Source organism: Paenibacillus sp. NRS-1760 (genome assembly GCF_050467785.1).
Classification (GTDB): Bacteria; Bacillota; Bacilli; order Paenibacillales; family Paenibacillaceae; genus Pristimantibacillus.
In genome coordinates this window covers 709,302-723,547 of sequence record NZ_JBITPK010000013.1, presented here as the reverse complement: position 1 = coordinate 723,547, position 14,246 = coordinate 709,302, and the positions used below count along the sequence as shown (strand labels likewise).

The 14,246-nt window shown below is 41.2% G+C and carries 10 protein-coding genes; all 10 read right to left on the bottom strand.

What is annotated here, in order from left to right; genetic code table 11:
- Nucleotides 1–69 precede the first annotated feature (69 nt).
- Nucleotides 70–3,960, bottom strand: coding sequence for a discoidin domain-containing protein (locus ACIFSR_RS18925; RefSeq protein WP_430059193.1), 3,891 nt, complete (start codon nucleotides 3,958–3,960; stop codon nucleotides 70–72).
- Nucleotides 3,961–4,441: 481 nt separating this feature from the next.
- On the bottom strand, nucleotides 4,442–4,993 hold the full coding sequence (locus tag ACIFSR_RS18920; protein WP_339209300.1) for a YdhK family protein: 552 nt from the start codon (nucleotides 4,991–4,993) through the stop codon (nucleotides 4,442–4,444).
- A gap of 249 nt (nucleotides 4,994–5,242) precedes the next feature.
- Nucleotides 5,243–5,908: a FusB/FusC family EF-G-binding protein gene (locus ACIFSR_RS18915; protein WP_430059191.1), complete on the bottom strand. Its 666-nt coding sequence runs from the start codon at nucleotides 5,906–5,908 to the stop codon at nucleotides 5,243–5,245.
- 255 nt (nucleotides 5,909–6,163) lie between these two features.
- On the bottom strand, nucleotides 6,164–6,700 hold the full coding sequence (locus ACIFSR_RS18910; RefSeq protein ID WP_339209302.1) for a flavodoxin family protein: 537 nt from the start codon (nucleotides 6,698–6,700) through the stop codon (nucleotides 6,164–6,166).
- A 37-nt stretch (nucleotides 6,701–6,737) separates the two neighbouring features.
- The gene (locus ACIFSR_RS18905; protein ID WP_430059189.1) at nucleotides 6,738–7,547 is read right to left on the bottom strand and encodes a transporter substrate-binding domain-containing protein; all 810 of its coding nucleotides are present in this window, start codon (nucleotides 7,545–7,547) and stop codon (nucleotides 6,738–6,740) included.
- 228 nt (nucleotides 7,548–7,775) lie between these two features.
- Nucleotides 7,776–8,699 (bottom strand): UDP-N-acetylmuramate dehydrogenase, encoded by a 924-nt coding sequence (gene murB / locus ACIFSR_RS18900; RefSeq protein ID WP_430059188.1) that lies wholly within the window; start codon nucleotides 8,697–8,699, stop codon nucleotides 7,776–7,778.
- A 293-nt stretch (nucleotides 8,700–8,992) separates the two neighbouring features.
- Nucleotides 8,993–10,105 (bottom strand): DUF4179 domain-containing protein, encoded by a 1,113-nt coding sequence (locus ACIFSR_RS18895; protein WP_430059349.1) that lies wholly within the window; start codon nucleotides 10,103–10,105, stop codon nucleotides 8,993–8,995.
- Nucleotides 10,105–10,668, bottom strand: coding sequence for a sigma-70 family RNA polymerase sigma factor (locus ACIFSR_RS18890; protein ID WP_339209306.1), 564 nt, complete (start codon nucleotides 10,666–10,668; stop codon nucleotides 10,105–10,107). The genes ACIFSR_RS18895 and ACIFSR_RS18890 overlap by 1 nt, the downstream gene beginning before the upstream one ends.
- 161 nt (nucleotides 10,669–10,829) lie before the next feature.
- Nucleotides 10,830–13,676, bottom strand: a complete 2,847-nt coding sequence (locus ACIFSR_RS18885) for an AAA family ATPase (protein WP_430059186.1) — start codon at nucleotides 13,674–13,676, stop codon at nucleotides 10,830–10,832.
- On the bottom strand, nucleotides 13,666–14,244 hold the full coding sequence (locus tag ACIFSR_RS18880; protein WP_430059184.1) for an ABC-three component system middle component 1: 579 nt from the start codon (nucleotides 14,242–14,244) through the stop codon (nucleotides 13,666–13,668). The genes ACIFSR_RS18885 and ACIFSR_RS18880 overlap by 11 nt, the downstream gene beginning before the upstream one ends.
- Nucleotides 14,245–14,246: the final 2 nt, after the last annotated feature.

Sequence of the window (14,246 nt, the reverse complement as noted above, 5' to 3'; positions counted from 1 at the left end):
AAAAAGTGGAAGAGTTCCGAAGAACTCCCCCACACAGCCATTTCTTATTGTTACTGAATGATCCATCTGTTACTGAATGATCAAACCAAATCCATTCTGAATGTAATTCGTGTTGGGATGAGCGATATTGCTAGTCGTCAGGTTGTTGAACGTTGCTGATCCATTCCCCGTATAGGTGTAAATTGCCGCACCTGGATGCGGTGATGTGAACCGCGATGTAAGGATTCCATCACGTCCCGTACCATTAATATTGATATTGTTGAACACGATATTTTCAAAGCCGCCGCCATATCCAAACTGGATTGCACTGCGCTGCGTATTGATAATATCAATGTTGGTAAACGTCACGTTTTTGATGGAATCGTTAGATGCCTCCAAATCGATAGCTCCGCGTTCGCCATTGTAGAGGTCTTTACTAGTTCCGCTGTTAATAATCGTTGTATCCGAGAACAAAATGCCGGTATTGTTCTGGAAATGGTAGCCTGGGAATACAGTGTTCATTCGAATGCCAGATCCGCCGACAGTATCGATGATCAAGTTGTTAGTAGCCTTATGTCCTCCCCCACCGAAAAATGCAATAGCAGCCGCACGCCAGTTATTCTCAATCGTATTAAACGAGAAAGTATTGTTGACACCCGCGCGAGCACCATTTACATTACTCGTCCATACGGCAAGACCATCATCACCGTTATTTCGGACGCTGCTGTTGCGAACAGTCGAATTACTCGTTCCTTGGGCGAAGTTGACACCATCAGCAAGATTATTTCGGATACGGCTATTTTCGATCACTAGCCCATCCGCATAAATTGCTGGTGTATGTGCATAATCCCCTACCCAAAAACCGCATTCAAAGTGCTCAACCCATACATTGTGTACCTTTGAATTTTTTCCGAAATTGTCCATAAAGCCCTTGTAAATAGCACCCTCGTGATAGCGTGACCGCAGCTTGGAATTCATATAGATATTGCTAAAATCAAGCTTGCCTTCGACACGGAATGAAATGCCGCCCGATGCTACATTAGGGTTGGTAAACTGGATGTTTGTATGCCAGATGCCTGCACCCATGATCGTAATATCATTAATCATGCTACTGACAGAACCGACCTTCCACATGTTTCCGAGATGGAATGTTCCTTCCGGTATATACATGATTTTCCCAGTAGAAACCGCTGATGTTACAGCAGCTTCGAAAGCTGCAAGATCATCGAGGCCATCGTTTGCAACAGCGCCAAAATCCGTTACAGAAACCGAGTTGGCTGGGCGGGCAATCGCAGCAGGAACCTGCTCGATTTCAAGGAAGTCTACACCATATTCGAGATTGTCTGCATTGCTTTTTTGGATACGTATGGTATCGCCAGGTTGAAGGGCTGCGTCGAGTTTCCAATGCACCTCATCAAATCGGAAGAGCGGACGTCCTCCGGATGGAGTGTCAGCTGGTTGATCACTCGCGAAATACTGCCAGTTGTAGTAAGATGTGAGCGGGATGGTCTTGGCTTTGACACCATTGACGTAAACATCAAGTGATCCGCTGAGCCCCATGCCATCTGACGAGTCAGGCATCGTAAATCTCATCGTAACGCCTGCTCCGCCCTCCCCTTGCCTTACGTTCCACTGAAGATATGAGCCATTCGATGGAAGTGACACGTAGCTCTGACCAGATGCCTCGGATGCAATCAGCGCCTGATCGAATGTCGGTGCAGATTGTAAAGTTGCCCCTCCACCACGAGTCGCATCCTGCGTATCGTACCTGTTGTAAGGCATGCTAGCACCTCGAGCAGAATAAACGACTAGACTTGTTGAACTCGTGTTATTTGCTTGCTTAATTGCTAATTCATTGGCATCAACAGCAACGATTGTTGATACGGTATAGTTGCCTGTTACTGCTGTCCATGTTCCAGGAATACTGACATTTGCAGATGCGCCAGCTGCTAAAGTACCGCTATATGACCCGTTGTAGGTCTGAATGGTAGAGCCGGCTGAATTTTTAAGAATAACGGTTACGCCATGGGTGACGCTTGCTGTAGAAATGTTTCCTTGATTTTTAAGGATAACGTTGAAAGCGACAGTATTGCTGGCAACTGGATTACTAGGTGTCCAGGATACAGTTCCAATTAAATCGGAACTGGCTACAGGAGCGACAATGAGTGATGATGGATTCGTATAGCTGTTGTTGGCATCATTTTGCTCAATAATTGCATTGTTCTCATCTACCTTCGAGCTTACTGAGTACGTAGCTGCTGTTTTGGCGCCAACATTAAGTGACACTGTTGCTGAAGCACCGGCCGCTAGTGCGGCTACTGGAGCAGAGCCGGCAAGCGTATTGTTAAGGTAGAAGTTGACTGTAGTCGCCGGGGCACTGGCGTTGCCGATATTCTTAACTGTTGCGTTCAGTGTAATTTCGTTAGTCTCTATTGGTGAGACCGGTGCCCATGACATGCCTGTAATCGTCAAATCAGGGTTTGGAGCAGGCGTTCCGTAGACTTGAAACTCAGCGATTTGACCGGCAGGTGCGCCGGAGTTCGTCGTAATATTCAACTGCAGACGTTTAACCGTCGAGGTAATCGGAATCGTTACCGTATTGCCCGAAGCTGGATTAAACGTATAAGCTTGTGCCGACACTAAGCTGCTGAAGGTTGTTGTACTTTGGTTATGGCCTAGTACTTGAATCGTTTGTGTACGAGTGCCCCATTCTGTAGAAGGATTCAGCTTAAGCACGATGGATGTAATGTCATGATTCGCCCCAAGATCGAGAGTTAAGGTGCTCGAAGCGCTGCCGCCTTCCCAATAAGTGGCGGTGTTATTGTCGTTTGCATTCGCTGCGATAAACGTTTGTATACTGGATGATGCGCTAATAGCTTTGCCAATAGCGATGTTTCCACCTGGAGGAGTCGTAGGCGTTGCTGTTGGAGTTGGTGTCACTGTTGGCGTAGGAGTTGGCGTTGCTGTTGGCGTCACCGCTGGCGTAGGAGTAGCTATTGGAGTAGGAGTTGCCGTTGCTGTAGGAGAAGGTGTAGGTGTAATGATCGTTGAATCAACCGTGATTTGGTCAAGATTGACATTGCCGGAATCACCTGCATCGTATTTATAAGCAATCGTATTGGAGCCTGCATTTAAAGGGAGAGCTTCTGCTTTCGTTCCCCACGTATCCCAGTTCGCAAGGTTTGGAAGTGAGGTTTGGCGGATTTTTGTTCCGTTAACGTAGATGCTTATTGTTTTTGTGCTTCCGTTCGCATTGGCGTACTTGAGTGTCACGTTGCGGCTGCCTGCCGCGGCTGCATTGACCGTAAACGTTGTTGTCGCACCTTGTGCTAAGTAGCCGTCAACAAATCCAGTGCCGGCATAGCCGGTATGATCCGTATTTACACTCGCTCCGCCGGACAGTGCAGCAGACTCAGCCTGATAGATGCCCGTAGGCGTTGACGTAGGAGTTGGTGACGGTGTAAGCGCAGTGCCATAAATTTCGAATTCGGATAACTGTGCCGCTGGCCAGCCTGTATTGCCTGTAAAATTCAAGCGAACATAACGTGTGTTCGTTGAAGTGAAGTTAATTGTGACCGAATTGCTTGCAACCGCCGGATTAAATACATAACCGTTAGAAGCTGCAATATTCGTAAACGTTGTTCCATTAACACTGCCTTGAACCGCAAGCGTTTGCGTCCTTGTTTCCCAGCCAGCAGGCAGCTTTAATACGATCTGGTCGATGCTAGTACTTGAGCCGAGATCGACTTGAATCCATTGTGGAAATGCGTTATTTGCACTTTCCCAATACGTTCCTTGGTTGCTGTCTTTCACATTGCTTGGACTGTAGGTTTGAGATTGGCCGCTTGCTGTAACGTCTTTGCCGATTGACAGATTTGATCCACCTGCAGCAGAAACGGGAGTAAACGGTCCAGTAGATAGGAGCAAGGTCGAGAATAGCATGGTAACGATAAGCGACCATGCAACATACTTATTGCGCATTATATTCCTCCTCAATAATGTGGGGGTGCGAGAAAATGTGCGATCTACCGAGAAACGTACGAATGGCAGCGTTTACAAAAAAGATTGTTTCACTTTTATGCGATTTCCGTATAGCCTTCCGTTCACTTTCCTAGTTCATTTTAGAATGATAGACATCCCTCCTCACGTTGTCACACCCTTACATTATAAAGACATATTTGACCGAGCTATAAGATGTAATATTACGTAAATCGTATGCGATTCAATGATAATAAAACTAATCTAAGCTTCTTTCCTCTAAAACAAAAAACCAGTTCAACACATGGGATGTGTTGAACTGGTTATGTTCATTTTCTTATTTTGAAACTTATTTGATGCTCATTTTAATGTCTAATTAGGATTAGACGCCATTATTTGTAAAAAAGTTTCGTTTTCCTGTACAAAAAAACGACGATTCTCTCTAATATTAAGTAAGAATCGTCGTTTGTTCAGAAACGGTTGATCACTTCGGTGAAAGCTCGCTTTCCGTTACCCATTTATGGTTTTTCATTTTTTCTCCCCCAGTGGTTGGAACGTAATCAAACATATAAACCGTCGTTTGCTCTGTGGTATCAATTGTTGCGGTTGCGCCGTTCATACCCGCCATATGGTCTGCTTGAAGGATAACTTCTGTACCTGGCTCATAGGGTTTGTCGCCTGCATCTTTAATTTCTTCTTGAATAACCCACTTATGATTGGTCACTTTTTCGCCGCCCGTTGTTGGGGTATAAGATACGGCGTATACAGTAGTCGTATAGGCGCCCACAATTGTTGCTGTAGCTCCATTCATTCCTGCCATGTGGTCTGCTTTTATAATCGCTTCACTTCCCACCTTGTAGGTCGGATTCGTTGCTTCTTTTAACCCTTTAGGAAGCTGGCTGCTATTGGAGTGATTCATTTGTGAGTGGTCTTCACCTTGATTGCTGGTCATAGCGTTCTCAGCACTTTCGTTTTTACCGCATCCACTTAAAGCGATTACCGCAGCAACACTAATTAAAAGCAATTGTTTTTTCATTTTATATAACACTCCTCTGTTTTTTCGTTCAGTATGTTATTCGCATTATACCCCCAATGGGTATTTCGGAAACGTTTTTTCATTTCTTTTTTTAAAAAATTTGTTCTTGTGTCCTCCTATCCACTATTCCTTATCCTCATTGTAACTTACACTTTTGAAGAACTTGTGTAGACTGCAATCAGATATACTGGAGGAAGCAAATCACTATGAAAAAAAGAAGCATCAGAATTTCTGATGCTTCTTTTCATTTTATGATTCATGTTTTCCGATGAAGTTGCTGATGAATTTCTCTAAAACGGTGACATCCGTTATATTTGCGTTGCAGGCTTCGCTGTTTACGCACATATAATTCCCAATCGCCTTGTAGTAATCAGGTGAAGCATTAGCAGGCCTTGATTTCGTAATCGCCGTGAATAACGCAACCTCTTCATGTCGATTGCACAAAAAACAAGTGCTTTTCTTATTTGTTGGCGTAAACTTTCCTTCAATGCCGATAAGCTGTCCGTCTTGACGGTAAATAAGAAACAGCCTATTAGATGCGATATCGGTCCAACTCATATAGGTAACATAACGGTAGTCAATATCAGCAAAATCGGGTACCTTTAACTTTTTGACTTTTGGAAACAGCTTTTTTATTTGAGCTGCCGTTACTTGAGTGAATTCCGACATCAAAGGCTGCAGCGATTGCAAATAGGATTGAATTTCTTCCGTCCTATTTAACATTGCAAGCTTCTCTAACTCATGCTTTTGAAGATCAGTTGCGTCTTGGAACGCTTCGGTAATTTTTGTTTGCGTACTATACCTAACCGCTTCAACTACTTTCGGATCGGATACCGTGTTGCATGCAGTTTGAAGCAGATGTGCTTGTTTCTTAATTAAATTATATTGATGGTTTCTAATAAATGGTTTATTCATAGCTGTTCAGCCCCTTATTTTTAATGAAAAAATATAAGGTGCAAAGCTTTTATTAGAAACGATATGAGCTCCATTGGGCGAAAATATTTCAGTCCGGCCCCACGCAAAGTATCGCCCTAATATTAGGCTTTGCATGAGCAGTTACTTTTCCCGGCAATTTGATTTGCCATTCCTATCACCTCCCTGCCTCTTTACATTATAAAATGAATTCAGATGTTGTTACAACGTGTGAATTCCTCTAAATTTACATTTTGATTAAGTATGCCACTTTTTCCGGATTTCCTCCACAGTGGCCAAAGCAATGGTATCTTGCAAAATATCGCCAGGCTTGTTGCCTCTCCCAAGGATGTAACCTGCAAAATTTGTGCCCGTATAGTCGAAAATATATTGAAATTGCTGAACAAGCGGAATTCCTTTCAGATGGGGCTCGTCATCGCCTATACCGATGACCCAGGCTGTTTTTGACGCAAAACTAGATAGAAACTCGGCCTTATTCTCTCTTAATGATTGGGACCATCTGTCAATGAATGTCTTCGTAAGGCCTGATGCGCCATACCAGTAGATAGGTGTCGCGAACACTAATACATCTTGTGCCTTTACGCGTTCGATCAGATGATGGTAATCATCATTTGGGTAAGGCTCTTTCTCACAATGCCGATAATCGACTATAGGCTTGATGTTATAGTCAGATAAGTGAATTTTATCTGCTTCAAATCCTTCAACTAATAAATTCGCTAGTTGGTCCGAGTTTCCATTTTTGCGGGAGCTTCCATAAATCACTGCAATTCCCATAGTGAATAATCACCTCCACATTTAAATTGGTAAGCCTTTATTTTGAAAAGTCCTGACCAAGCCAATCCGTGCTAAGCTTTGCGAGGGCTCCATCCGCTTTCATTTCTTTTATCGTTTGATCCACAGCGTCGGCAAGTTTCTTTGACTCGGGGTCGTCTTTACGGAGTACATACTGGATATGCCCCTCATTAAGCGCATCTCCTACTGCTTTGAGCTTACCTTGCGGATCTTTGATCGGAAGAAGGAAGTCTGCGCTTATTGTTGCGTCAACCCGTCCGTTAGTGATTTGAAGAACTTCATCGTTAGCATCGTTTTGCTGGTACACGATTTTTATTGCGCCATCATGCTCCTTATTGTAATTTTCAAGGATTTGAGCTTGAGCGCTGGTCGGGCCAATCAGCACTTTTTTTCCTTTCAAATCATCTAAGGACTTGATCGATTCATTGTTTACTGCTGCAATAATAATTTTGTTCCGCCAATAAGCGTAAGGTTCTTCGTTAAAATAAAACTTTTGTTCACGCTCAGGGTTTTTCTCGAATAGATGAGCGGCTATATCGATCTTTTTCGTTTCTAGACTTAATAGAATGTTGGAAAATTCCATCGTTTGAAACTCAAATTCATACTCTTTTAGACGTTTGTCTATCTCTCTGATAACCTCAACGTCGTAGCCTGTTAACTTTCCGTTATCATCGAGAAAAGCTACTTGTTCGAAATCATTGCCAGTGCCGACAATAACTTTTTTAACCCCAGCGGTTGATTCTCCTTTATTGCTGCTGCCATTATTGGCGCATGCTGTAATAACAAATAAGAAAACAAGGGCAAACGCAATTCCATTAAACTTTTTCAAAATCGTTTCCTCCAATTTGGTATGTATTAAACTCATAATCCCTACGGGTTAAGTGAGGATTAAAGGCTGAGATAACTGTAGCATTCACGCCTGCTTACGGTCAATCGATTACATAATAGATAAATTTTATATAAGAAACCAAAAATGTTATATAAATATAAATATTGTAAAAAATCAAAGACCCTCGCCAATTGAATGGGAAGGGTCTTTGAACATTAATCATTTGTTTTAGTTTTGGTTGTCTTCCCCAATGACAATGACTTCTGTTTCTAAATCTATGCCAAAGTTTTGTTTTACCGTCGACTTAATAACTTCGATCAAATCAATGTAATCTTGGGAAGTAGCATGATCCACATTTACAATGAAACCTGCATGTTTCGTGGATACCTCTGCTCCTCCGATTCGTTTCCCTTGCAAACCGCTGTCTTGTATCAGTTTTCCAGCAAAATATCCGGGCGGGCGTTTGAATACACTGCCGCATGAAGGATATTCCAATGGCTGTTTACTTTCTCGCGCAAAAGTGAACTCATCCATTTTTTCTTTAATATCGGCATATTCAGCTTGTTTAAGATTAAATACAGCTTCGAGAACGACATATTTATTTGCAGAAATATTACTCTTCCGATAACTTAATGACAGATCCTCACTTGATAATGTGAGAAGCTCGCCTGCTTCGTTCATGACTAAAGCTTTGACTAATACATCCGAAATTTGTCCGCCATAGGCACCTGCATTCATATACAATGCACCACCGACCGTACCTGGAATGCCGCATGCAAACTCAAGTCCAGACAGATGCTGTTCTAATGCTTGCCTAGACACATCTATAATCGAAGCTCCAGCCTGCGCAATAATTGTACAATTTTCGGTACGAACTTCATTCAAGTTTTTTAGATGCATCGTAATCCCGCGAAGGCCGCCATCCTTCACGATAAGATTGGAGCCATGTCCCAAGAGGGTAACTGGAACATTTTCTTCTTTCGCAATTTTATAGACAGTGCTTATTTCATCATATTTATTTGGAGTAATGAATACATCTGCATTCCCCCCTAATTTTGTATATGCGTGATTTTTAACGGGTTCAGCAAGCTTAATATTCAAGTCGGGCAGTTTATTTAAGATACGTTTATAAAGGTTCAATTCATTATTCATAAAAGTTGTTCCCATTCGTTCATTATCATTCGTTTCACCTTTTCTTGTTGTTGTTAAAGCTTTGAAATTTCAACTTTAAATTATAGCACATTTTTCCGATTAATATTACCTTTTAATCAAAAGTTGTTATTTATAAATGTAATCAATCCTATTTCCCACATATCATTAAATTATCGTTTCTCCTTATTAAATATGCAACAAAAAAGAGCAGGTTACGATCCTGCTCGCTTTTTTAATGGCTTAATTTGAAGCAACCATAGCATGTCATCTCACTAGCCTTAATGACTTATCATTTATTTCTTTATTTCAATGACAATATCATCTAATTTAATTTGTTCTCTACCTCTACCTGATTTTTTAGGCAATACCATTTCTTTTGAACCTTCGTCTCTCGATATTTCTAATGATCCATGATTTTCAGCAGTGTGTTCATACAAGTTTATTTGAGATGTCAGTATAAGCTTGGTAGCATTAGGGTCTAATTTTTCGAAGGTTTTACTCCAGTTTATGTTATAGCCGCTTCGCTCACCTGCTCCTCCATTGCCTTTACCTACATAATGATTGCCTAAGTCGTCTTTAATTTCGATATCCACATCTACAGCATCCCATTCATTTCTTGTCTCATCCGAAATCACTTGATTGTAATAAACGATAAAGCTCATGGGGGTGTAGGATATATGGTTTATGTTCACTTTTACTCTCTCATGTTCAATACTTTGATTTATGATCTGTGTTTGATTCGCCGTTGCGTCTAAAGAGAGAGCAAAGTTCCATTTACCTTGTATTTTCTCTTCGTTATTTTGATCTGTTATATTTTCAATAGTCCAATTTATATTTACGTGATCCAATTCCTTTTGATTACGAAAATCGATATTGCTTTGCACTAAACCTACATAACTATTCTCATCCACTTTTGTAATTTCAGAGCTTTGACTACCACCGAGTGCTCCTTTTGCAAATAATAAACCATGTAACTTTGGTTCGTCACCCAAGTCTTGTTTACTTTCTAATGCATAGGTTAAAGTAACCGATTTCCCATCAAAAATCGCATCTTCTATCGTCACTTTTATGCCGCTGCTCTCCTTTGACATGTTAATTTCGCTGGAATATTTCTTATAGTCATCATAAAATCCGACCCTTCCGGTATCCAATAACCTGAATATATTTCTTATAACGGGGATTTCACTAGCATAAGCAGGGAACGTAATGCCAAAGGTAGCAGTCGTTAAACCGATTAGAATGACTGCAGCAGCATTCTTTTTCCAACGCTGTGTTTTTTTATTTTCAGCTAAGGACTGCTTTAATGCTTTCATGACCTTGGTCTTTTCAAATTCAGTTACTTCCATTTCCACAAACTGCTTGTCGTCTAGATCTATATCGTTTAATAAATCATATATATCCTTCATCATACACTACCTTTCCAATTCAGCTGCATCGCTTTGGTGTAAAGTGTCTTTTTCCCTCTATAAATTCGATTATCGATGGAAGATTTCGTTAAATCGAGTTTCGCTGATATATCCTCTGTTTTTAATCCAAGAAAAAATTTCATTATAAAAATATCCCGATCCACAGGCTCTAATAAATGGATTAATTGAATTAATTCCGTTTTATCCTCCAGCATAATCAACTCTTCTTCTGCCGATTTTTCGGAGCTCAATTCCATTTCATTAGTGGTGAACTCAACTCTTTTACTATTTTTTCTGTAATAATCAATAGACTTAAACTTGGCTATAGCACAAATCCATTTCCTGAAATCAGTCGAATCGCCATGGAATTTATTCGAATTGTTCCATATGGATAACAAAATATCGTTCATACATTCTTCAATAACTCCCTCGTTCTCAAGCGGGGACAGCACTTTATAAGTTACCCCTTTTATTAAGGGCAAATAGGTATCAACGATATATTCTAAAGCATCTTCTTTCTGGCGCTTTAAGCGTTGGATGAAATTTTTATCATTAGACTTCATTAGCGATTCTCCTTATTTTTTTGTAAAAGCTTTTACACTATATACAACGAAGTTGAAAATTTTTATTCTCATGTTTAGATTAATTATATTTTTAGGCCATTTATAATAAAAAAAGTCGATTCCTTAATCGTACAGGAAATCGACTTTTTATGATTGATTTTTTATGAGTCTGCTTTCGAAAATATGGCAATCGGCTTCTTATCCGTAGCTTCTACTACACGCTGCTCAAATGTAGGGCCTGCTTCTGAATAGGAATCATATTCAATAATGCCTACATTCAGCATTCTGAACTTCTTTCTCATAACCTGATAGAAGGTCGAATCATGTGTTGAGATAATAAATTGTTTATGATTTTGCAATTTGGAATCAGCTAAATTACGTATAAGATCAATTAATGCAGCTACATTCAAGTCATCCATGCTTTGTACAGGGTCATCCATTGCGACAAAGGACAGTGGGGACCAAGATTGAGTAAGCGCCATGGCCAAAAAGAATGAAATCGCAGTGGCATTCACCTGGGCTGCGCTAAATATGTACGAGGGATTTGCTTCTTGGTGGCCAAGGGCCGCGTCTTCTCTCGTCATCACTTTGAGAAATAAGCGATTGCTGTTGAATTTTTTCCCCGTATCATAATCGATCTCGGTAAATACGGGATGAGAGTTGATTCTGACAAAGATGGAACGCATAGTATCGAACATTTGATCCATGACTCGTTCATTCAAGCCGCGAATGGCATCTGGCACGGCCTGCTCGGCATCCTTTAGAGCGGCAACCATGTCTTCGATGGTTCGAAGACCTTCTTCCACTCGTTCTATGATCTTATGCTTGGCAGTTTTTTGTTGCTGTAATTGTTCGAGCAGTGCGAGATCTGTGTTTGCTCGGAAAGCATCTAATAATTGTGTTGCTGCTCCGTGCTTACAAGTATTTTCGAGCAATGACTCTTCAACCAAACTAGACTTTGCGTCTAACTGATCTGCAACTGCGCTCCAATCCGTTGTTTGAGCACTGGCACCAATAATTCCTTCTGCCGTTAGCTTACCTAGCCAAACAACGACATCATCTTGTAGATGCTTAAGTTCTCTCTCTTTGCTCTCCCTTGTCAGGGATGAAAACGATGTAGCAATCGTAATAAGCTGCTTGCGTAAATGATCTACTTTTTTATTGCCTTCATCCAGCTTAGTCAGCAACAGCTCTTTCAGAGCTGGCGTATGAATAGGGATATCCAACTCATCAGCCAATGCTTTGAAATCATTGTAGCTCTTGTCCATTAACTGCATTTTTTTATGCAAATCGTAGTGCTTTTCTTGTAAATCTGCCACTTGATCGAGCAATTGAGTATGCTGATCACTCCATTCCTGCATGGTAGCTTGAAGTATGGTTAGACTTTCTTTAACATTTGCTTTTGCTTCAAACAGCTGGGCATTATAGATTTGTCGTTGTAATTCAAGCTCGAGGCTCTTCTTTTCTGCACGAGCTAGATCAGGATGAATGGCATCCATCTGGGTGCTGACATAGTTTTGCAGGCGTAATGAATCAACATCTTCTATTCCACAGGCAGGGCAGCATTCTAGCTCTGGCTGTTCAATAGCAACCTGTAGAACATGCTTTAGAAAAGCTTTATGTTTCTTTTCATGAAGCACAAGCTGCTGTACAAATTCCAACTGCTGCTTGTGTAAACGATCAGCCTCCATAAAGGAGATTTCCAAATCTGTTTGTTCACGAAACCGCAGCTCTAACTCTCGTAATGAATGATAGAGTGCGAGTCGAGGAGACTCCTCTAAGCGTGGATAAGCCATGGCAAAGTTACCGCTCATCCCATCAAATTTTTTACGGTTTTTTGCCTGAAGCAATAATTTTTTCACTTCATTTAGCGCTTCAAATAAGTGATCGGCTCTATGCTGAATTGCCGTTGTTTGCTGCTGTAAATCCTCATACAGCTGTTCGTTTTGGAGCTTGATCTGTTCGTTTTGCAAAAAACTATCTGCTTCTTCATTGAGCCTTAGCAATTTTTGAATTGTATTTAAGTGTTCATCTAGCGTTTGAGTAAGATGATTTTCTCGTTCCCATTGCATCAGAAGCGGAAGCTTTTCCTGTAATGAGGTCATAGCATCTTTTGCTAGATCTAGCCGTCTGATTGTATCATTTTCCAAAAGATTTCGTTCCTGAACGAGAGCTTCTATTTGCTCCTCGGCTTCTTTGATCAATGAAATAACCTGATCTTCATCTTCTGAAACCGCTGCTTTTTGGAAGACAGCTTCATAGTTATGAAGTGCTGTTGACCATTGATTATTTCGTGATGCAGGCGAGAATTCTGAGATTTCTAGCTTAATGCCTTGAATACGGTGCTCCAGCGTTTCTTCCTCCGCAATCAGCTGCCCACGCTTTTGGCTAAATGCTAGTCTTCTTTCTTCCAGCTCCATCCTTGCTTTATGTACGAGTTCTCCATAGCTCGAAAATTGCTCTGTGCCGAAAATTCGGGAAACCGAATTGTAGCGATCCTTCTCCTTCATGCCTCTTAGGATGCCATTCATCCGTTCTTGACATAGAAGATGAGTAAGAAACAAGCTTTTGTTTAAATCCACTTTATCGAGCCATTCCGCGTGGACGAGCTTCTCTTTTAAAACGGCTTCTGCCTCCTTGGCAGGTACCTTCTTACCATTAATCTCAACTTCAAGCAAATGGGCTCCGCTATCTGTCCTTACATTCGTACTCACGATCCCCGTACGTGTTACTGTGATTTGTATGTCTGAATTTCCTAGTTCAATGATTACTTTTGGAGCTCTATCCCCGGCAAAATGATTCCCAATGTATCGATATAATTTTCGTTCGGGGTCTTGCTCATAACGATAAATGCTACCGGTTAATCCCCATTCGATCGCGTCAAAAAAAGAGGTTTTTCCGTAACCATTTGGGCCATGTAAAATGACAATGCTTGTATTGGGAAATTCAAATCTTCGCTTCTCATTAAACCCGCGGAATGCTTCTATTGTGATTGCATTAATCCTCATGGCTGAGCACCTCAGCTAACACTGGAATATTTAAAGATGACAATAGCTTGTCCACAGACTGCTCATCAGCTTTAAACAAAGCTATATTTAACTGGTCTTTTGTCGATTGTTGAACACAAGATTGCCATTGCTGGAGAAAATGCCGATCATGAAACCAAAGGCGCTCGAGCTGGTGCTCGGGCAGCTTAGTTTGAAAGTCTAAAGGCAGTTTTTCAGCTAAACGATTTAAATCAGAGCTCGTGATGATTATCTTGCGAAAGAAAAAGCGGTTTGACTCGATGCGTTTTTTCAAAACATTGCTTAGCTCTTGCGCGTCTACAAAGAGGACTAAATACATGTCCCAACGCAAATCATCTAGTTCGCTGGGCAGCTGATTCTGTACCCGGTAAGCAAATTGATAAGCTGCTCGCTCCCAGTGATTCTCGAGTGATGATGGAGAGTCATAGGAAACGACAGCAAAAATTTGCTTCGCAGAAAAGTAAAGGGCATCTATATGCCTAATCGATACATTTGTTAGCTTCTCAAGGTCAGATTGTTGGTCAAAAAAGTCAAATATCTGTTGCACCATTT